The 19,528-nt window shown below is 62.4% G+C and carries 18 protein-coding genes; 4 read left to right on the forward strand and 14 right to left on the reverse strand.

Translation table 11 applies throughout. The annotated features are described in order from the left end of the window. Positions 1-56: 56 nt before the first annotated feature. Entirely contained in the window at positions 57-1,463 is a 1,407-nt protein-coding gene (locus BLP76_RS10795; protein ID WP_092812496.1) for an L-serine ammonia-lyase, read from the reverse strand. Positions 1,464-1,635: 172 nt separating this feature from the next. Between BLP76_RS10795 and BLP76_RS18945 the strand changes: the two genes are divergently transcribed. Continuing rightward, positions 1,636-1,875, forward strand: coding sequence for a Flp family type IVb pilin (locus BLP76_RS18945; protein WP_092812498.1), 240 nt, complete (start codon positions 1,636-1,638; stop codon positions 1,873-1,875). A gap of 14 nt (positions 1,876-1,889) precedes the next feature. On the opposite strand, the gene BLP76_RS10805 is transcribed toward BLP76_RS18945, so the two are convergent. From BLP76_RS10805 to BLP76_RS10830, 6 genes are all read right to left on the reverse strand, one after another. Next, on the reverse strand, positions 1,890-2,486 hold the full coding sequence (locus BLP76_RS10805) for a DUF2585 domain-containing protein (protein WP_092812500.1): 597 nt from the start codon (positions 2,484-2,486) through the stop codon (positions 1,890-1,892). 14 nt (positions 2,487-2,500) lie between these two features. Then, the gene (locus BLP76_RS10810; protein WP_092812502.1) at positions 2,501-3,886 is read right to left on the reverse strand and encodes a pyruvate dehydrogenase complex dihydrolipoamide acetyltransferase; all 1,386 of its coding nucleotides are present in this window, start codon (positions 3,884-3,886) and stop codon (positions 2,501-2,503) included. 22 nt (positions 3,887-3,908) lie between these two features. Next, positions 3,909-4,499, reverse strand: a complete 591-nt coding sequence (locus tag BLP76_RS10815) for a Uma2 family endonuclease (RefSeq protein ID WP_092812504.1) — start codon at positions 4,497-4,499, stop codon at positions 3,909-3,911. Positions 4,500-4,587: 88 nt separating this feature from the next. After that, positions 4,588-6,030, reverse strand: coding sequence for a pyruvate dehydrogenase complex E1 component subunit beta (locus BLP76_RS10820; protein WP_092812507.1), 1,443 nt, complete (start codon positions 6,028-6,030; stop codon positions 4,588-4,590). An 11-nt stretch (positions 6,031-6,041) separates the two neighbouring features. Beyond that, positions 6,042-7,187, reverse strand: coding sequence for a pyruvate dehydrogenase (acetyl-transferring) E1 component subunit alpha (pdhA, locus tag BLP76_RS10825; protein WP_092812509.1), 1,146 nt, complete (start codon positions 7,185-7,187; stop codon positions 6,042-6,044). 137 nt (positions 7,188-7,324) lie between these two features. After that, positions 7,325-7,648, reverse strand: coding sequence for an FtsB family cell division protein (locus tag BLP76_RS10830; RefSeq protein ID WP_092812511.1), 324 nt, complete (start codon positions 7,646-7,648; stop codon positions 7,325-7,327). A gap of 417 nt (positions 7,649-8,065) precedes the next feature. On the opposite strand from BLP76_RS10830, the gene BLP76_RS10835 reads away from it, so the two are divergent. Continuing rightward, the gene (locus BLP76_RS10835) at positions 8,066-8,824 is read left to right on the forward strand and encodes a class I SAM-dependent methyltransferase (RefSeq protein ID WP_244514550.1); all 759 of its coding nucleotides are present in this window, start codon (positions 8,066-8,068) and stop codon (positions 8,822-8,824) included. A 44-nt stretch (positions 8,825-8,868) separates the two neighbouring features. Here BLP76_RS10835 and eno read toward each other — a convergent pair whose 3' ends face one another. From eno to tpiA, 7 genes are all read right to left on the reverse strand, one after another. Further along, positions 8,869-10,146 (reverse strand): phosphopyruvate hydratase, encoded by a 1,278-nt coding sequence (gene eno / locus BLP76_RS10840; protein ID WP_092812515.1) that lies wholly within the window; start codon positions 10,144-10,146, stop codon positions 8,869-8,871. Positions 10,147-10,260: 114 nt separating this feature from the next. After that, positions 10,261-10,566: a hypothetical protein gene (locus tag BLP76_RS10845; RefSeq protein WP_139163734.1), complete on the reverse strand. Its 306-nt coding sequence runs from the start codon at positions 10,564-10,566 to the stop codon at positions 10,261-10,263. A gap of 222 nt (positions 10,567-10,788) precedes the next feature. Beyond that, on the reverse strand, positions 10,789-11,652 hold the full coding sequence (kdsA, locus tag BLP76_RS10850) for a 3-deoxy-8-phosphooctulonate synthase (RefSeq protein WP_092812519.1): 864 nt from the start codon (positions 11,650-11,652) through the stop codon (positions 10,789-10,791). Further along, positions 11,649-12,509, reverse strand: a complete 861-nt coding sequence (locus BLP76_RS10855) for a VOC family protein (protein WP_092812522.1) — start codon at positions 12,507-12,509, stop codon at positions 11,649-11,651. The genes kdsA and BLP76_RS10855 overlap by 4 nt, the downstream gene beginning before the upstream one ends. A gap of 93 nt (positions 12,510-12,602) precedes the next feature. Next, positions 12,603-14,231, reverse strand: a complete 1,629-nt coding sequence (locus BLP76_RS10860; RefSeq protein WP_092812524.1) for a CTP synthase — start codon at positions 14,229-14,231, stop codon at positions 12,603-12,605. A 133-nt stretch (positions 14,232-14,364) separates the two neighbouring features. Further along, the gene (gene secG / locus BLP76_RS10865; RefSeq protein WP_092812526.1) at positions 14,365-15,099 is read right to left on the reverse strand and encodes a preprotein translocase subunit SecG; all 735 of its coding nucleotides are present in this window, start codon (positions 15,097-15,099) and stop codon (positions 14,365-14,367) included. 67 nt (positions 15,100-15,166) lie between these two features. Next, on the reverse strand, positions 15,167-15,931 hold the full coding sequence (tpiA, locus tag BLP76_RS10870; protein ID WP_092812528.1) for a triose-phosphate isomerase: 765 nt from the start codon (positions 15,929-15,931) through the stop codon (positions 15,167-15,169). 134 nt (positions 15,932-16,065) lie between these two features. Between tpiA and BLP76_RS10875 the strand changes: the two genes are divergently transcribed. Together BLP76_RS10875 and trpE are read left to right on the forward strand one after the other, a co-directional pair. Beyond that, positions 16,066-17,949 carry a peptidylprolyl isomerase gene (locus tag BLP76_RS10875; protein WP_274605694.1) on the forward strand — a complete coding sequence of 628 codons (1,884 nt, stop codon included), beginning with the start codon at positions 16,066-16,068 and terminating at the stop codon, positions 17,947-17,949. A gap of 1 nt (position 17,950) precedes the next feature. Further along, on the forward strand, positions 17,951-19,459 hold the full coding sequence (gene trpE / locus BLP76_RS10880) for an anthranilate synthase component I (RefSeq protein WP_092812532.1): 1,509 nt from the start codon (positions 17,951-17,953) through the stop codon (positions 19,457-19,459). Positions 19,460-19,528 lie beyond the last annotated feature (69 nt).

The raw sequence follows: 19,528 nt of genomic DNA on the forward strand, positions 1-19,528 counted from the left end.
TACGATCGGGGCTACGCACCAAGCCACGACCCGCATGGGCACGCAGAGCCGAGGCGTCAGCACTCGATGACGTTGACCGCGAGACCGCCTTTCGAGGTCTCCTTGTACTTCTCGTGCATATCGCGGCCGGTCTGACGCATCGTCTCGATGCATTTGTCGAGCGGGACGAAATGGTCGCCGGTACCGCGCATGGCGAGAGAGGCGGCGGTGACGGCTTTCACCGCGCCCAGCGCATTGCGCTCGATGCAGGGGACCTGAACGAGCCCCGCAATTGGATCGCAGGTCATACCGAGATGGTGTTCAAGCGCGATCTCGGCGGCGTTCTCGATCTGCGCATTCGCCGCACCGAGAGCCGCAGCAAGCCCCGCAGCGGCCATCGCCGAGGCCGAACCCACCTCCCCCTGACAGCCGACCTCGGCGCCCGAGATCGACGCATTGTGCTTGATGATGCCGCCGATCGCTGCCGCCGTCAGAATGAAGGTGCGCACACCTTCCCGCGATGCTCCGATACAATGGTCGAGGTAATAGTGGACGACCGCCGGCACGACCCCCGCCGCCCCGTTGGTCGGGGCGGTGACGATCTTGCCGCCGGCGGCGTTCTCCTCGTTGACCGCCATGGCATAGACGCTCAGCCAATCCATCACGCGGTGCGGCTGCAGCGCGTTGGCACCGCTCTCATGCTGCAGACGATCATGGAGTTCGCGCGCTCTGCGCCTGACGCCGAGGCCGCCGGGCAAATCGCCTTCGCCTGACAGCCCGCGCTCCACCGAGGCGCGCATCTCGTCCCAGATGCGCTCCACGCCCGAGACCAGACCTTGCCTCTCTTGCCCGCGCGCGATCTCGTTCGCCTCTTTCATCTCTGCGATGCTGAGCCCGGAGCTCTCTCCCATCGCCAGCATCTCCCTGGCACTTGCGAAGGGATAAGGTACGGGAGAGGTGTCGGTAACCGGGGAATCGTCAGCGGAGGTGCGCGCCAGTTCCTCATCGGTGACGACGAAACCGCCACCGACTGAATAATAGATCTGTTGCACGAGCCGGCGCCCATCGGCGGCAAAAGCCGAAAACCGCATGCCGTTCGCATGGCCCGGGAGCGGCGTCTCGAAGTCGAAGACAAGATCATTTCCGGGATTGAACTGGTAGGCCGGGTGCCCCGCCGGGGTCACCATCCCGGTTTCGTGAACTTCCGCGATGATCTCGTCGATGCGGAACGGATCGATGTCTCGAGGGCTCTCGCCCATCAGGCCCAGAAGGATCGCGCGATCGCTGCCGTGGCCTTTGCCTGTGAACGCGAGCGAGCCGTGCAGGCTGACGGCGATACGAGCCGGCTCGACGCCCGCAGGACGCGGCCAGTCGCCATCACGGATGAGATTGAGAAAGCGTCCCGCCGCAACCATCGGCCCCATCGTGTGCGACGATGACGGACCGATGCCAATTTTGAAGATATCGAAAACCGACAGAAACATCCGGGACCCTCTCACGCGACAACACGCTATCTCAGCCTGCTGCATGCAACGTTCTGGGCGCGACAAAAGCTGCCGCACCATGTTTCGCGCATTTTCACCGTTGCCGGAAACGCGCGGTTTACCATCCTGCAAGGCTTCTTCTCTATCTTGTGGAGAACCTGGGGGATGGGATATGGGCGGTTCCGCAAGACGATTTTGGCGCGACGACGCCGGCAACAGTACGAGCGAATATGCGCTGATTGCAGCGCTGATCGCCGTCGTCTCAGTCGCCGGTGTCAAGCTCACCAGCTATAGCCTCGATAAACTCGCGACGGAACTCGCGATGCAGAGGATGGACGCCGGAGCGCTTGTGGCGGCAAGCGAGGATCGCGAAGACACGATCATCACCGGCTCCATACGCCAGTCCAGATAGCTTAAGCCGAGATTTCAAAGGGGTGCCGCGCCCGCCTGCCACTCGCGCACGGAATCGAGCGGCCACAACAGCATCAACACATTCAAAGTGAGATTGTCGCGGATCAGCCATCCGACCAGGAGCTCCATCGCAACGGCAATCAACACTGTCGCCCAAACGGGCAATATGCGTGCGAACCAGAATCCAGCCATCATCGCAACGATATCTGACAGAGAATTGAGGACGCTGTCGCCATTGTAGCCGGCGGCGATCGTCACTTCGCGGTAGCGATCGATGATCCAGGGCGAATTTTCGACGATCTCCCAGGCCGCTTCGACCAAAGTCGCCAGGACGAGACGCACGCCGACCGGCCTGACCGCGGACCAATTTCGGGCCAGGAGCCACAGCGCACCGTAAAACAAGAAGCCATGGATGATATGCGAGGGCGTGTACCAATCCGACAGGTGCTGGGAGTTCCCCGGCCCGTTCGGATCGCCGTACCAGAGCTCGACGCGACCGCATTCGCAGATCGGGATCCGCCCCATGGCGAGGAGGATGGCGGCCGTCACGGCAAGGATGCCGGCAACCGCCAGTCCCGCCCGCAATCGCGGGCGGTCACTTATGAGACGCATCAATTCTGTGCCGCTCAGATCAGCAACGTCATCGGGTTCTCGATATAGCGTTTGAAAGCGGCAAGCATCTCGGCTCCCAGCGCTCCGTCGACAGCACGATGGTCCGTCGACAACGTCACTGTCATGATCGAAGCGACAGTCACCCTGTCGTCACGGACGACGGCCCGCTTTTCGCCAGCACCAACGGCCAGGATGGTCGCGTGGGGCGGATTGATCACGGCCGCGAAATCACGGATGCCGTACATGCCGAGATTGGAGACTGCGGTCGTTCCACCCTGATATTCCTCAGGCTTCAACTTCCGCTGCCGCGCGCGTCCCGCCATATCCTTCATTTCGTTGGAGATGACAGAGAGTGTCTTCTTCTCCGCATCGCGGATCACCGGCGTGATCAGGCCACCCGGGATCGAGACGGCGACGCCGACATCCGATCCCTCGTGCTTCAGCATCGCTTCTTGCGTCCAGGTGACATTCGCCTCCGGCACGGCCTGCAGCGCCATGGCCATCGCTTTGATGACGAAGTCGTTCACAGACAGCTTATAGGCCGGCTTGTCATCGATGACGGGTGCAGCGGCATTGATCTCCGAACGCAGCTTCAGGAGCGCGTCGATCTCGCAATCGCTGGTCAGGTAGAAATGCGGGATCGTGGTCTTCGCCTCGACCAAACGGCGGGCAATGGTGCGCCGCATGGAATCGTGCGGCACGACTTCGTAGCTGCCCTCGTCGAACATTTTGCGGATCTGCTCGTCGCTCATTCCGGCCGGAGCCGGCGTCTTCGGAGCGGAAGCGGGTGCCGCTTCTGCCGCAGCCGGGGCAGCGGCCTTGCCCTCCCCCTTTTCGACCGCTTCCTCGATGTCGTGTTTGACAATACGCCCGTGAGGGCCGGAACCTGAAAGTGCCGACAGATCGAGGCCCTTCTCCTTCGCGAGGCGCTTTGCCAGCGGCGAGGCAAAAATTCGGCCGGACGACTTGCCGTTCGACTTCTCCTTCTCGCGAGATGGCTTCGATTTGTCCGCGGCGCCGGCTTCGTGCAGCCCCTCGCGCGGGACGGCTTCACCGCCCTCTGTCTCTTTCGGTTCCGGAGGCGCCGCATCAGCGCCTTTGCCGTTTTGAGGTGCCGCAGTTTCCTCTGCAGGCGCTTCGACGGCGTCCGCGTCCTCGCCTTCCTCAGCGAGGATCGCGATCACATCGTTGACTGCAACGTCCTCCGTTCCCTCGCTAACCAGGATCTTGGCGACCGTGCCCTCGTCGATGGCTTCCACTTCCATGGTCGCCTTGTCAGTCTCGATCTCGGCAATGACATCGCCCGGAGCGACTGCATCGCCCTCCTTGACGTGCCATTTGGCGAGATTGCCCTTCTCCATGGTGGGCGACAGGGCGGGCATCAGGATATTGATCGACATAAACCGGTTCTCCGGAAATTCTTTAGTGCGCGTTGGGCGAGGCTTCGCCCTTGACATCGAGCGGCCAGAGCGCGCTCAGCGAAAACGTCATGACGTCAAACGGGGGCGCAGCGACATCGTCCCCGTCGCGGAAGGTGTCGACGAGCAGCCAGCTATCGCCGGTGAGCGCGAAGACCTCCAGAACCTTGGAGCGCGGGTCGAGCAGCCAGAGATGCGAGACACCGGCACCGGCATAAATCCTGCGCTTCGACACCCGGTCATAGGTTTCGGTCGAGGCCGAGATCACCTCGCAAACCCAGTCGGGCGCTGTCTCCAGATATGCCGTCTCAGGCAGGACCGATAGGCGCTCGCGGCGCCACCCGGCGATATCGGGCACGACAATATTGTGGCCGAGGTGAAGTTCGGGCTCGTCCATGAATATCCAGCCCCCCGGTCCATCACCGCCGAGCTGGAAGCCGCCCAGTTTCATGCCCAGCACTGACGAAGCAACGCTGTGCCGAGGTGTCGGCCGTGGATGCGTGACGAGTGTCCCGTCGATGATCTCGGCGACGAGATGCGACGGCACCGCCTGGAGATCGGCATAGGTCGCCTGTCTTTCCGCGGGCTCAGCCATCGCTCGTTTTCAGCTCCACACAAAATGGCGAAACTCGGAGCGAGCGGGACCAGCAAGACAAGCCCCGCCCAACCCTCCGAATGCCAGCCTAGTCGGCATAGCTCACCGCTCTCACGGCTTCGACCACCTCCTTGGCGCTCGGAAGGGCGAGCTTTTCAAGGTTGGCGGCATAAGGCATCGGCACATCCTTGCCGGTCACCGACAGGACCGGCGCGTCGAGATGATCGAAGGCCTTCACCATCAGCTGCGAGGCGATCCAGGAGCCGATCGAGTTCTGCGGCCAGCCTTCTTCCACCGTCACGCAGCGATTGGTCTTCTTCACGGAACGGATGACCGTCTCGATATCGAGCGGCCGCAACGTTCTGAGGTCGATCACTTCGCAATCGATGCCCTGCTCGGCTAGTTGCTCCGCCGCCTTCAGGGCGTGGGTCATGCCGATGCCAAAGGAAACGATCGTCGCATCCGAGCCTTTGCGCGCAATTTTCGCCTTGCCGATCGGCAGGACGAAATCATCGAGCTTCGGAACAGGGAACGACTGGCCGTAAAGGATCTCGTTCTCCAGGAAGATCACGGGATTTGGATCACGGATCGCCGCCTTGAGAAGACCCTTTGCATCGGCCGCCGTATGCGGCTGGATGACTTTGAGGCCCGGGATCTGCGAATACCAGGCGGCGTAATCCTGGCTGTGCTGAGCGGCCACGCGCGCGGCGGCACCGTTCGGCCCACGGAAGACCATCGGGCAGCCCATCTGACCGCCTGCCATATAAAGCGTCTTTGCGGCCGAATTGATGATCTGGTCCATCGCCTGCATGGCGAAGTTGAAGGTCATGAATTCCACGATCGGCTTCAGGCCGGCGAACGCCGCCCCCACGCCGAGGCCGGCGAAACCATGTTCGGTGATCGGCGTATCGATGACGCGGCGTTCGCCGAACTCGTCGAGAAGCCCCTGGGTGACTTTGTAGGCACCCTGATATTCGGCCACTTCCTCGCCCATGACGAAGACATCGCCGTCGCGGCGCATCTCTTCTGCCATTGCGTCACGCAGCGCCTCACGCACCGTCTGTTCTTCAAACTCGGTGCCTTCCGGCACGTCCGGATCTTCCGGCGGCTCGGCCTTATCCATCGCCACGAGCACGGAGACGGGGCCGTCCTTGCGGCCGAGCTTTTCGTCCTCCTTTTGAGGTTCCTTCCCCTTGGCCTCCGGCTCTGGCGCTGAGGGAGCAGAGCCACCGTTGGCCTTGCTCCCCTTGTCTCCAGAGGGGGCTTCTTCGAGATCGCTTTCGTTTTCGTCTTCGCCAAGCAACAACGCGATCGGCGTATTGACCTTGACGGCGTCGGTGCCCTCTTCGACGAGGATCTTGGCGATCTTGCCCTCGTCGACGGCTTCCACCTCCATCGTCGCCTTATCGGTTTCGATCTCGGCGATCACATCTCCGGCGGCGACCTCATCGCCCTCCTTCACCGTCCATTTGGAGAGTTTTCCCTCCTCCATGGTCGGCGACAGGGCCGGCATCAAAATCTCGGTCGGCATTCAGCAGGGCCTCACGCTTCTACGTACACGTCCGTCCACAATTCGGACGGATCGGGCTCGGGATCGTTCTGGGCGAATTCCGCCGCCTGGTTGACGACGCCGCGAATTTCCTTGTCGACGGCCTTCACGTCATCTTCGCTCATGCCGTGGCTTTCCATCAGCCGCTTCTTCACCTGCTCGATCGCATCGTGTTCGGTGCGCATTTTCTGCACCTCCTCCTTCGAGCGATATTTGGCCGGATCCGACATCGAATGGCCGCGATAGCGGTAGGTGAGCATTTCTAGGATCATCGGGCCTTTGCCGGAGCGAGCATGCTCGGCGGCAAAATCACCGGCGGCCTTCACGGCACGCACATCCATCCCGTCCACCTGGTGGCCCGGGATATCGAAGGATTCGCCCCGCTTGCACAATTCGGTGGTAGCGGAAGCGCGCGCCACCGACGTGCCCATGCCGTACTGGTTGTTCTCGATCACATAGATGACGGGCAGGCTCCAGAGCTTCGCCATGTTGAAGCTCTCGTAGACCTGTCCCTGATTGGCAGCGCCATCGCCGAAATAAGTGATCGAGACACAATCGTTCTCGCGATAGCGATTCGCGAAGGCGAGGCCCGTCCCGATCGGCACCGAAGCGCCAACGATGCCATGTCCGCCGAAGAAGTTCTTCTCCCGCGAGAACATATGCATGGAGCCGCCCTTGCCGTGCGAATAGCCGCTGCGACGACCCGTCAGCTCCGCCATGACGCCTTTTGGGTCCATACCTGTCGCAAGCATGTGACCATGGTCGCGGTAGGTGGTGGTGACCTGATCCCCCTCCTTCAACGCCATTTGCATGCCGACGACGACGGCCTCCTGGCCGATATAGAGATGGCAGAATCCGCCGATCAGGCCCATGCCGTAAAGCTGGCCTGCCTTCTCCTCGAATCGCCGCACGAGAAGCATCTCGCGATAGGCCTTCAGATCCTCGTCCTTGGAAAAGACGATCGGATCGAACGCCGATTTTTCAGCGGTCTCGGTGTTCGGCCGCTCGGCCGTTGCACCTACCGGGGGATTTCCGTTCTCATTCGCCTTCCCGCGGGTCTTCGCGGAAGAGTTTTGCGAGCGCGAGCGTGACCTACGCTGGCCGGTCCCCGTCTGTGACGGGGTCTTGGCTGCCGCCATTCCAGTCCTCCTGAAATTTCTGCCGCACACTATTACGGGAAAATGGGCGGGGAAACCCGTTTCGCAAGACAGGCAGGGTTGCATGCCGTCCCACGGACCGGAGGAAGGGGAAAAAGCGCCTCGACAAAAGCCGATGCTCAGCTGCCGTCAGCTGCGTCGTAAATCACGATATCTGTGGGATGAACGAGATTGAGCGCCTGACGTGCGCGCTCATCGAGCATATCGCGGTCGAGGCTGTCCGGACGCAGAAGAGCGACCCGGCGCTCAAGCTTGGCGCGCTTCGCAAGCAGCTCGTCGAGCTCTTTGTTGAGCTCGACCTTGCGCGCTTCCAGCGTCTCCAGTGCCTCCAATCCATAATGCCCTTCAACGGCATGATAGGAAAAATAGGCGAGCACAAGGAGGCAGCCCAACGGAAGGGCAAGCGGCTTAAGCTTCGACTGTTTACGCTGCCGGGTTGCCATCGGCCGCTCTACCCCAACGCTCACTCAGACTGGAGGTGATCGGCGGGGACGTACGCAGAACCCTTCCGTCCCCACGAGTTGGACATTAGAGGACCCAGGGTAAAGAAACGGTGTGGTGCCCGGTATGGAAGTGTCCCAAATCGGGGCGGCTTCCTTGCTTTCATGTTAAGACATCGAAGCCGACATCGCAGACGCCCGGCGGGCTTTCGCCATCCTCTTTCCCGCAATCACGCGTGTTTCCGACCCTCTCTTCGGAATCTTTCGGGCGAAGTCGACGCGGGAGCGGTGACCACCACCGTCATCATGCGTTCAGAAAGGAAGAACAAGGAGACTGGATTTAAACCTGCATCTGGCGGCATATGGCTCATACGTGCCCAAAAAGCCGGATTGAGAGAGGGACCTCCCATGGCCTCGAGCATGTCACAGAACGTACTCATCGACCGCCAGTTCGGGATTCGCGCCGCGTCATATGTGGCAAGCGCGGTGCATGCGAGCGGGTCCGACCTCGCCTATCTCGCCGAGCGCATCGCCGAGCTTAACCCGGAAACGGCCATCGATCTTGGCGCAGGCGGCGGGCATGTCAGCTACGCGATGGCGGGCTTCGCGCGCCGCGTCGTCGCCTGCGATCTATCCCAGGAGATGCTCGCTGCCGTTGCCGAGACGGCACGAAATCGCGGACTTCCCAATATCGAGACGCAAGTCTGCGATATCCACGCCCTGCCCTTCGGTGATGGCGAGGCCGATTTCGTCGCAAGCCGCTTCAGCGCCCATCACTGGACCGATCTTCCAGGCGCATTGCGGGAGACGCGTCGCATTCTAAAGGAAGGTTCGACGGCCATTTTCATGGATGTCGTCTCTCCGGGCATTCCGCTCCTCGACACGCATTTGCAGGCGGTGGAGCTTTTGCGAGACCCGTCGCATGTGCGCGACTACTCGGTCTCAGAATGGCTGCGGGAACTGCAGAGTGCCGGTTTCGCGCTCCGCCGCAGCATGGGGGCACGATTGCGGCTCGACTTCACGTCTTGGGTGGAGCGCATCGGAACCGAACCGGAATTTTCGTCCGCGATTCGTCTTCTGCAAAAGACGGCGAGCGGTAATGTCTCCCGCCACTTCGCCATCGAGGACGACGGCTCGTTTACAATCGATACGGCCGTTTTCGAGGTTCTCGCGGCCTAAGTCTCGAAGGCCCGCCACGTCACGCGCGGCGGGCCTTCGGAAAATCACTTCTTCAGAACTGCGCGACCGGCATAATGTGCGGAAGCGCCGAGATCCTGCTCGATCCTGAGAAGCTGATTGTACTTCGAGGTCCGATCGGCACGCGCCAGCGAACCCGTCTTGATACGTCCGCAATTGGTGCCGACGGCAAGGTCAGCGATCGTCGCGTCTTCCGTCTCGCCGGAACGATGCGACATGACGGCGGTGTAGCCGGCGAAATGCGCCATCTCGACCGTCTCCATCGTCTCCGTCAGCGAGCCGATCTGGTTGACTTTGACGAGGATCGAATTGGCGATGCCATCGTCGATGCCACGCTTCAGGCGCTTGACGTTGGTCACGAAGAGATCGTCACCGACCAGCTGGCATTTGTCGCCCAGCTTGTCCGTCATGATCTTCCAGCCGTCCCAGTCGTCCTCGGCCATTCCGTCTTCGATCGAGACGATCGGATAGCGAGCGACGAGATCGGCATAATAGTCGACCATCTCCGCCGGCGAGAGCGTCCGCCCCTCGCCTTCCAGCACATACTTTCCGTCCTTGAAGAACTCGGATGATGCCGGGTCGAGCGCCAGGTAAACGTCTTCACCCGGCTTGTAGCCGGCCGCCTCGATCGCCTTCACGACGAAACCGAGCGCTTCGTCGGTGGAGGCGAGCCCCGGCGCGAAACCACCCTCATCGCCGACATTGGTGTTGTGTCCGGCATCGTGAAGGGAGGCCTTCAGGCGGTGAAAGATCTCGGAGCCCATGCGCAGCGCCTCGGCAAAGGTGTCGGCGCCGACCGGCATGATCATGAATTCCTGGAAGTCGATCGGGTTATCGGCATGCGCGCCACCGTTGACGATGTTCATCATCGGAACCGGCAGCGTGCGGGCCGCGACGCCGCCGACATAGCGGTAAAGCGGCAGGCCACGGGCGGCGGCGGCCGCCTTGGCGACGGCAAGAGATACGCCCAAAATGGCGTTGGCACCGAGCCGACCCTTGTTCTCCGTGCCGTCGAGATCGATCATGGCGCGGTCGATGGCGATCTGCTCCTCGGCCTCGCGGCCGCCGATCGCCTGGAAAATCTCGCTGTTGACGGCCTCGACAGCCTTCAACACGCCTTTGCCGCCGTAACGTGACTTGTCGCCATCGCGCAGCTCGTGGGCCTCGTGCACCCCGGTCGAGGCTCCAGACGGCACCGCGGCGCGTCCCGTCGAACCGTCCTCAAGAAGCACGTCGACCTCGACGGTCGGGTTGCCACGGCTGTCGAGAATTTCGCGGCCGATGATGTCTATGATCGCAGTCATATGGGATCCCCCTTCAGGGCGTTTTCCTATTCGATGTGAGCGCGCAACAAAAGCCCCTTGGCGGCAGAGCTGCCGCGCGGCTGACGTCCTTCGTCGCGCGCATCCGCTGGCTTTTTAGCTCGACCGTCCGAGATCGTCAGCGCAGAAGAACGACGTTTCACCACGATAGGTGACGACGACCCTTTTGGAGGCCGCGCAGCCTTCAGACGGCCAATCGACCCAAAAATGCGGACTTTGCCCGGTGGCCATCCGGATCTCGTGTCGGGGAGCATCGATTGCCGGTGTCGTCTGCACATCGGCCTGCCGCCCCATCAGGAAGGCCGCGGACACAAGGGAAATCGCGAGAGCGACCGGAACGAGAAGCACGCGCATCAAATACCATCCCATTTTCGTGTCGATCTTGGCTGGAGTTGATCTCACCCAACCATTCGCGGCCCCACGCTAAGGGAGATGGCGAATCCGCACGAATGAAAAAAAGATAATAAAAGCCTGTCGGCAAACGGCCGCATTCCGCCGGAACGTCTAGCGTGTGGCCCGATCTCGTCAAAGGTTTGGAGGCAAGAAGGCGCCGAGCGGACCAGCGCTCCGGCGTCTCGGCAGGGAAAAGGCACGGCCACGTTTTGGCCGCCGACGTGACGCTGCTTACCGGCCGCCTGGAGAGGCTTTCACCACCGCATCGAGCGCCATCAGCCGCTCAAGCATCGCTTCCATCTCAGACAGCGGGACCATGTTCGGCCCGTCAGAGGGCGCGTTGTCAGGATCCTGGTGCGTCTCGACAAAGAGGCCGGCGACACCCACCGCGATCGCCGCGCGGGCAAGCACCGGCACGAAGCGGCGATCTCCTCCTGAGGAGCCACCCTGCCCGCCGGGCTGCTGCACCGAATGGGTCGCATCGAAAATGATCGGCGCGCCGGTCTCCGCCATTTGCGGCAGTGATCGCATGTCGGACACGAGCGTGTTGTAGCCGAAAGAAACCCCGCGTTCGGTCAGAAGGACGTTAGGATTGCCGCTCGCCAGGAGCTTGGCAACGACGTTTTTCATGTCCCAGGGTGCCAGAAACTGGCCCTTCTTGACGTTCACCACCCGGCCGGTCTCTGCGGCGGCGATGAGAAGATCGGTCTGTCGGCACAGGAAGGCCGGGATCTGCAGGATGTCGACGACTTCGGCCACCTCTGCGCACTGGCCGCGCTCATGGACGTCGGTCAGAACCGGCAGGCCGAGCTCCTTGCGAATATCGGCGAAAACCGGCAACGCCGCCTCAAGGCCGACGCCCCGGCGCCCCGAAAGGCTCGTGCGGTTCGCCTTGTCGAAGCTCGTTTTATAAACAAGGCCGATGCCGAGCCTTTCGGTCATCTCTTTGAGCGCACCCGCCATATCAAAGGCGTGATCGCGGCTCTCCAGCTGACAGGGGCCTGCGATAAGCGAAAACGGCAGGTGATTGCCGAAGCTGACGTTGCCGGCTTCAACAACCGCATTGGGGATTAAAGGCTGCACGGTGTCATTCATCGGTTTTCCACGAAGGCAAGGACGGTTCCGAGGCCTGGCGCGGGCGGCACGATAAGCCGCTCCGCATGACGTATCCCGTCCGGTGCAAACTTGCGCGTCTTTTCAAGATTGTCGACCAGGACCTCGAAGGCCGCAAAGACGAAGCCGTCGCCTGGATCGGGAGCGGTGACGCCGTAGCGATTCTCGAAGCCCGCCGGCGTCATGAGGAGCAGCCTCTGTGAACCAAGCTCCGCCTCGACGAGAAACGACGTTGCGCGAAGCTCACGCTGCCCGGTCGCCGCCGACAGGAAGACGTGGAAGTCGGCCGGGTTCTCGGCGACCGCAGCGACGGCGACGACGCCTTCTGATCCGTTCGGATGGTCGCAGTAGTGCGTGCCGGTATTCACACTCATGCCGACAGGCTGACAGACGAAGATCGCGGCCTCCGGCGCTTTCGGGTCGGCCGCGAAAGCAAGGCGCACCCCATATTCGCTTTCTTCGCCGGCATCGCTGCGCGCCTTGCCGACGAACGAGAAGAGCTCCCCGACGCCAAAACCCTTCTGCCGGTAGGCGTCCAGAGCTTCCTCCGCGTCGTCGCCCTTCAAAGCGAGCATCGCAAAGCCTTCCGGGGCACGCGCGCTCGCCTTCTCGATCTGGTCGAGGAAGACCAACCCTTCGGCGATCCCCTTATCGACCACGGCCTGATCGAGCGTCGCGATCGGCTCCAGATAGGTGCGGTTCTTGAAGAACACGCGCGCATTTCCCGTGCCGAACGGATGCCGTGCATCCGGCGAGACCTCGAAGCCGAGCTCGGTCAGGCGCTCTCGCGCCGTAGCGAGCGCGGTAACCGGCAAGACGAGGTGATCGATCGGGCGCATGGTGATCTTTCGGCAATCATTTCAGGATCGCAGGCATAGGCCCCGGCAAAAGCTCGGACAAGTGCGGCACCGGAACGGCCCGCGCTTGCACGATCACACCAGCCGGCTCTGTTCCACCGCCGCGGCAATGAAGGACGCAAAGAGCGGATGCGGCTCGAACGGCCGGGATTTCAGCTCCGGATGGTACTGCACGCCGATGAACCAGGGATGCTCGGCAAGCTCCACCGTTTCCGGCAGCAGCCCGTCGGGCGACATTCCGGCAAAGGTGAGCCCCGCCTCTTCCAGCCGTTTGCGGTATTCGATGTTCACCTCGTAACGGTGACGGTGGCGCTCGGAGATGTTTTTGCGACCATAAATCGACGCGATGCGGCTCCCATCAGACAAAGAGGCCGGATAGGCGCCAAGTCGCATGGTGCCACCGAGATCGCCCTGCTCGGCCCGCTTCTCGAGCTGGTTTCCCTTCAGCCATTCCGTCATCAGGCCAACGACCGGCTCTTCGGTCGCCCCAAACTCCGACGAATTGGCGTTGTCGATGCCGGCCATGTTTCTGGCCGCTTCGATCACCGCCATCTGCATACCGAAGCAGATGCCGAAATAAGGAACCTTGCGCGTGCGTGCGAAGGTCGCCGCAGCGATCTTGCCTTCCGCTCCGCGCTCACCGAATCCGCCCGGGACGAGAATGCCGTTGACGCGCTCGAGCCAGGGTGCGGGATCTTCCTTCTCGAAGATCTCGCTCTCGATCCATTCGAGATTGACCTTCACCTTGTTGGCGATGCCGCCATGCTGCAGCGCCTCGCTCAGCGATTTATAGGCGTCCTTCAAGCCAGTGTATTTGCCGACGATGGCGATCGTCACCTCACCTTCCGGATTGTGGATGGTGTCGGAGATGTCCTGCCAGCGCGTGATCTCCATGCCGCGGGCATAATCGATGCCGAAAGCTGCCAGCACCTCGGCGTCGAGCCCTTCGCGATGGTAGACGAGCGGCACATCGTAGATCGAACCGACGTCTTCCGCCGTGATCACCGCGCTCTCACGCACATTGCAGAAAAGCGCGAGCTTGCGGCGCTCCGCCGCCGGGATCGGGCGGTCGCAACGCACCAGCAGAATGTTCGGCTGAATGCCGATCGAACGCAGCTCCTTCACGGAATGCTGCGTCGGCTTCGTCTTCAACTCGCCGGCCGCCGGAATGAACGGCATCAGCGTCAAATGGATGAAGATCGCCTGTCCACGCGGCAGCTCGTTGCCGAGCTGACGGATCGCCTCGAAGAACGGCAGGCCTTCGATGTCGCCGACGGTTCCGCCGATCTCGCAAAGAACGAAGTCGTAATCTTCGTTGCCGTCGAGGACGAATTCCTTGATGGCGTCCGTCACGTGCGGGATCACCTGAACGGTCGCGCCGAGATAGTCGCCGCGCCGCTCCTTGGCGATGATTTCCTGATAAATCCGCCCGGTCGTGATGTTGTCCTGCTGATTGGCCGAGCGACCGGTGAAACGCTCGTAATGGCCAAGATCGAGATCGGTCTCAGCGCCGTCGTCGGTCACGAAGACCTCGCCGTGCTGATAAGGGCTCATCGTACCCGGATCCACATTCAGATACGGGTCGAGTTTGCGGAGGCGGACCTTGTAGCCACGGGCCTGCAGCAGCGCGCCAAGCGCTGCGGATGCAAGACCTTTGCCGAGGGAAGAGACCACGCCGCCGGTGATGAAGATGTACCGCGCCATGGGCCTCAACGCTTACCTAAGCTGGAACGATTCGTGGAGTCGAAAATGAAACAGCCGTGCAGAAGGGCACGGCTGTGACGCAAAGGCACCACCGCCGCGGTGAACGCGGCGGGTGCCCAGGAAACAAACAACATTACTGAGCCGAGCCTCCGAGCGGCTGATCCGGATTTTGCGAACCAGCCGAATTGTCGGAGCCAGACTGGGCGTCTTCGCTCGCCGGAGTTTCCGCAGTGGACGGCGCAGCCTCGTCCGAAGGCGTTGCCTCGGTTGCCGGGCTACCCGTGTTGTCACCCGCCGACGAGGTGTCAGACGAAGCATCCGAGGGCGCACTCTGGGCAGGAGATGTCTGCTCGGGAGCAGTCTGCTCGGGCGCCGTATCGGCAGGAGCCTCAGAGGGCGTTTCAGCCGGAGGCGTCTGCGGGCCGGACGTCGAAGGAGACGTTGGCTGCATCGGCTGCGGAGAGTTCGACAGGCTCTTCAGAGCGTCGAGAACGCCCGGCCCGTCCTGCGCTCCGCTCGGCGCGCTCGGCGGCGTCACGGGCTGATCGCCGGACGTGTCTGCCGGCGCTGCGGGCGCATTCGGCTCCGACGTGGTCGCAGGAGCGACCGGACGGTTCTGCAAGCGCTCGAAGATGTCGCTCGGCCCGGTATCGAGCCTCGCCAGGACCGTCAGCCCGATCGAAGTCGCGAAGAACGCCGCAGCCAGAATTGCGGTCGAGCGCGTCAGTAGATTGCCGGCGCTGCGGCCGCTCATCATGCCGCCGCCCCCGCCGATGCCGAGCGCACCGCCTTCCGAGCGCTGCAGGAGTACGAGGGCGATCATGGCCAAAACCACCATCAAGTGGATGACGATCACAACAGTAGTCATCAGATCAATTGCCGTTTTTGGAATTTGGTCGGCCTTCTACACGAGGCCGGTGTCGACTTAAAGGCGGTTAGGCCGCTTCTGCTGCCGCAGCCGCTTCGGCGATCGCCAGGAAGCTGTCAGCCTTGAGGCTCGCGCCGCCGACAAGACCGCCATCGACGTCGGCGATGGACATGATCGCTTTGGCGTTGTCCGGCTTCATCGAGCCGCCGTAAAGGATCGGGACGCGGTGACCCGCTTCGCCGTAGCGCCTCACCAGATGCGCGCGAATCTGCCCGTGCATGGCGCCGATATCCGCCTCGGTCGGCACACGGCCGGTGCCAATCGCCCAGACCGGCTCATAGGCGACGATCAGGTCTTCGTTCTCCTGCGCCGGAAGCGCATCCGGCAGGGAGGCGGTGAGCTGTTCTTCCACCACGGCTTCGGCACGGCCCGCATCGCGCTCTGCTTCCACTTCACCGACGCAGACGATCGGCGTCAGGGCGGCGCGCCATGCGGCATCGACCTTCGCCCGCACCTCTTCGTTCGTCTCGCCATGATCCGTGCGGCGTTCCGAATGTCCGAGAATCACTGCGCGTGCACCCGCGTCGTGCAGCATCTCGGCGGCGATATCCCCAGTATGCGCGCCTGAGGCTTTCGCATGGCAATCCTGGCCGCCGAATTCCAGCGGCGTGCCAGCGCAATGCATGGTCATGCGTGCGATCAAAGTCGCGGGCGGACAGACCATGGAAACGACTTTGCCGGTCCAGCCGCCGACGCCGTCTCCGATCGAACGGGCCTCATGAAGGCTCTCCGAAAGGCCGTTCATTTTCCAATTGCCGATCACCCATTTCATGATGCGTCGTCCCTGTGGGTTGATGTGGCGGCGGCGCTGTGCTTGGCAGGGCACCGACCGATGCCTATGATGCGCGGGCCGGGCGCTCTTGCCCGGCGTTTTTGTTGGGCCGAGGGTGTTCCATGCTCGATCGAATGCGTCAAGCGACAAGCGGCTGGATGGCCAAGCTGCTCCTGGGGCTGCTGATAGTCAGCTTCGGTATCTGGGGCGTGGCGAACCAGTTCAGCGGCTATGGCCGAGGCACGCTTGCCTCTGTCGGTGACGAAGAGGTGACGGCGGTCCAGTTCGACCGCGCGCTGCGCCAACGCATGCAGCAATTCTCGCAGCAGATGAACCAGGTGATGACGATGGAGCAGGCCCGCAATATCGGCCTGCCTCAACAGGTTCTCTCGCAGCTCGTCTCCGAAGCGGCTCTCGACGACCAGGCCTCACAATACAATCTCGGCGTCTCCGACGATAAGCTCGCTCAGGAGATCGCCTCCGATCCCACGTTCCAGGGCGTGGGCGGCAGCTTCGACCGGCAGCGCTTCCGCGCCCTCCTCGCAAATGCGGGACTGCGCGAAGAAGACTATATCGACGATATGCGCGAGCGCATGGTGCGCCGCCAGATCGCGTCCGCCATAGCCGGCGATGTCAGCGCGCCGAAGCCCATGCTCGATGCCTTCTACCGGTATCAGAATGAGGCGCGGACGATCTCCTATGTGACCGTCGATACGAGCGCGATCGAACCGGTGGGCGAGCCGGACGACGCGACCCTTCAGGCTTTCTTTGAGGATAATCAGTCGCAATTTCGGGCGCCCGAATACCGCTCTCTCGGCATCATCGCGCTCGAGCCAGCCACCATCGCAGATCCCGCCTCCATCTCCGAAGAAGATGTCAGGCAGGAATACGACAGCCAGTCTCAGCGCTTCTCGACGCCTGAGCGACGCCGCGTGCTTCAGCTGCGGTTCAACGACCCTGAAGATGCCAAGAAGGCTGCCGACGAAATCTCGTCCGGCGACACGCTTGAAGAGGTCGCAAGCGAGAGAAATCTCTCCGCCGTCGACCTCGGCCTGAAATCAAAAGCCGAAATCGTCGACCAGAACGTCGCCGACGCCGCCTTTTCGGCCGACGAAGGGACAACGGTTCCGGTCCTGGACGCCCGTCTCGGGCCGGCAATCATCAAGGTCGTGAATGTCGAGGAAGGCTCCACCCAACCGTTCTCCGCGGTCGAGCCGGAACTGCGAAAGGAGATGGCCGAGCGCCAGAGCTCCAACGAGGTTCTTTCGCTCTACGATCAGATCGAGGACGAACGCGCCGGTGGCGCAACGCTCCAGGAAGTCGCCCAGAAGCTCAACCTTCCCTACCAGAAGATCGACGCGGTTGCCGCGGACGGGACCGACCCGGACGGAAACGAGGTGTCCGTGCCGGGTGGCCGTGATTTGATCGCGGACGCGTTTCAAAGCGATGTCGGGCTCGAAAACGACCCGATCCACGTGGGCACCAACACGTTCTATTTCTATGACGTGACCGAAACCACACCCGCTCGCGACCGGACCCTCGACGAGGTCAAGCCAGACGTCGTCGCCGCATGGGAGGCCGATCAGCGTGCCGGACGTATCCGCGACCGCGCCAATGCTCTGTTCGAGCGCCTCAAGAGTGGGACGCCACTTTCCGAGATCGCTTCCGAAATCGGGAAAGAGGTAGAGACGGCCGAGGGCGTGACGCGCACGGCCTCGCAGCAGCCCGACAGCCCGCTCAGCCCGAATGCCGTCGCACAAGCCTTCGCCGGTCCGCAGAATCACGTCGCCAATGCGGAAGGAAAAGATCCGCAGAATCGGATCCTGCTGCACGTCGATAGCGTCACCGTGCCCGCTTATTTCGAGGAAGCGGCCGGCGCCACGCAACTGCGGGAGAACCTCGGGGAAGCCATCGCAGGCGACCTCTTGCAGGCCTATAATGCTCATCTCATCGATGAGCGATCGATCTCCGTCAATCAGGCGATCTACGGGCAGATCGTCGGAGAAAGCCAGCAATAACATGCAAGTCGAGCCAGCCTTCGGCGCCTTCGAGCAGCTTTACGGCGAGGGCAAAGCGCAACTGCTTTACACCCGCCTCGTCGCCGATCTCGAGACACCCGTCTCCGCCTTCCTCAAGCTCGCCGCCGGGCGCGCCAATTCCTTCCTCCTGGAATCGGTTGAAGGCGGCGCGGTAAGGGGACGCTATTCGATGATCGGGCTCCAGCCCGACCTCATCTTCCGCACCGAGGGCAGCCAGGCCGCCATCGCCCGCGCGCCCAATCTTGAGGATTTCACGCCGCTCGACGAACCGCCGCTGCAGGCGCTGCGCACCCTCCTTGCCGAAAGCCGGGTCGACGTGCCGGAAGGTCTGCCTTCCATGGGCGCCGGTGTCTTCGGCTATCTGGGGTACGACATGGTGCGTCAGATGGAGCGTTTGCCGAACGTTCCACCGGACAGCCTGAACCTGCCTGATGCCGTTTTGATGCGCCCGCAGGCCGTTGTCGTCTTTGATGCCGTCAAGGACGAGCTCACGGTCGTCACGCCCGTCAGGCCGACGCAGGGCGTCGCGGCACGCGCCGCTTATGAGACGGCCGTCAACCTGCTCACAGAGATCGTCGACGCGCTTGATCGGCCGCTGGAGCGCGGCGTCGAAACCGCCGACGTGCCGCTCGCCTCGGAAACCACGTCAAACACCACTCCGAACGCGTACAAAGAGAAGGTTCGCCGCGCGAAGGAGTACATCGCAGCCGGAGACATTTTTCAGGTGGTGCTGTCGCAGCGTTTCGAAACGCCCTTTCCGCTTCCCGCTTTCTCGCTCTACCGGGCGCTGCGGCGGGTCAATCCGGCGCCATTTCTCTATTTTCTCGATTTCGGCGGCTTCTCAATTGTCGGCTCGAGCCCCGAGATCCTGGTGCGGGCGCGCGCCGGTAAGGTCACCATCCGTCCGATTGCCGGCACGAGGCCGCGCGGCGCCAATTCGGCCGAGGATAAGCGCCTCGGCGAGGAGCTTCTGGCTGATCCGAAAGAACTCGCGGAGCATCTCATGCTCCTCGATCTCGGGCGCAACGATGTCGGGCGCGTTGCCGAGATCGGTTCGGTGCACGTGACCGACAAATTTTTCCTCGAGCATTACAGCCAGGTGATGCACATCGTCTCCAACGTGGAAGGCGATCTGCGCAAGGATTGCGACGCAATCGATGCACTCGCGGGAGGCTTTCCCGCCGGCACCGTCTCCGGAGCGCCGAAAATCAGGGCGATGCAGATCATCGACGAGCTGGAGGAATCGAAGCGCGGCCCATACGCCGGCTGCGTCGGCTATTTCACAGCCGATGGCGACATGGATACCTGCATCGTCTTGAGAACCGCGGTCGTCAAAGACGACACCATCTATGTTCAGGCCGGGGCCGGGATCGTCGCCGATTCCGATCCGGATTCGGAACAGGCGGAATGCGTGAACAAGGCGAAAGCCCTGTTTCGAGCAGCCGAAGAGGCGCGCCGCTTCGCCAACCAAGCCGGCCGCGGACAATAGCACTTCTCCGACATCTGAGAGGCCGCTTGCATCCGTGCGGCGCGGCGTTTCTTGACCGCCGCGCCCTGC

Origin of the sequence: Afifella marina DSM 2698, from assembly GCF_900102695.1 — a bacterium.
Classification (GTDB): Bacteria; Pseudomonadota; Alphaproteobacteria; order Rhizobiales; family Afifellaceae; genus Afifella; species Afifella marina.

Coding starts and splice junctions, on each gene's coding strand:
- BLP76_RS10795 (WP_092812496.1), bottom strand. CDS start 1,463: ATGTTTCTGTCGGTTTTCGATATCTTCAAAATTGGCATCGGTCCGTCA.
- BLP76_RS18945 (WP_092812498.1), top strand. CDS start 1,636: ATGGGCGGTTCCGCAAGACGATTTTGGCGCGACGACGCCGGCAACAGT.
- BLP76_RS10805 (WP_092812500.1), bottom strand. CDS start 2,486: ATGCGTCTCATAAGTGACCGCCCGCGATTGCGGGCGGGACTGGCGGTT.
- BLP76_RS10810 (WP_092812502.1), bottom strand. CDS start 3,886: ATGTCGATCAATATCCTGATGCCCGCCCTGTCGCCCACCATGGAGAAG.
- BLP76_RS10815 (WP_092812504.1), bottom strand. CDS start 4,499: ATGGCTGAGCCCGCGGAAAGACAGGCGACCTATGCCGATCTCCAGGCG.
- BLP76_RS10820 (WP_092812507.1), bottom strand. CDS start 6,030: ATGCCGACCGAGATTTTGATGCCGGCCCTGTCGCCGACCATGGAGGAG.
- pdhA (WP_092812509.1), bottom strand. CDS start 7,187: ATGGCGGCAGCCAAGACCCCGTCACAGACGGGGACCGGCCAGCGTAGG.
- BLP76_RS10830 (WP_092812511.1), bottom strand. CDS start 7,648: ATGGCAACCCGGCAGCGTAAACAGTCGAAGCTTAAGCCGCTTGCCCTT.
- BLP76_RS10835 (WP_244514550.1), top strand. CDS start 8,066: ATGTCACAGAACGTACTCATCGACCGCCAGTTCGGGATTCGCGCCGCG.
- eno (WP_092812515.1), bottom strand. CDS start 10,146: ATGACTGCGATCATAGACATCATCGGCCGCGAAATTCTCGACAGCCGT.
- kdsA (WP_092812519.1), bottom strand. CDS start 11,652: ATGAATGACACCGTGCAGCCTTTAATCCCCAATGCGGTTGTTGAAGCC.
- BLP76_RS10855 (WP_092812522.1), bottom strand. CDS start 12,509: ATGCGCCCGATCGATCACCTCGTCTTGCCGGTTACCGCGCTCGCTACG.
- BLP76_RS10860 (WP_092812524.1), bottom strand. CDS start 14,231: ATGGCGCGGTACATCTTCATCACCGGCGGCGTGGTCTCTTCCCTCGGC.
- secG (WP_092812526.1), bottom strand. CDS start 15,099: ATGACTACTGTTGTGATCGTCATCCACTTGATGGTGGTTTTGGCCATG.
- tpiA (WP_092812528.1), bottom strand. CDS start 15,931: ATGAAATGGGTGATCGGCAATTGGAAAATGAACGGCCTTTCGGAGAGC.
- BLP76_RS10875 (WP_274605694.1), top strand. CDS start 16,066: ATGCGTCAAGCGACAAGCGGCTGGATGGCCAAGCTGCTCCTGGGGCTG.
- trpE (WP_092812532.1), top strand. CDS start 17,951: ATGCAAGTCGAGCCAGCCTTCGGCGCCTTCGAGCAGCTTTACGGCGAG.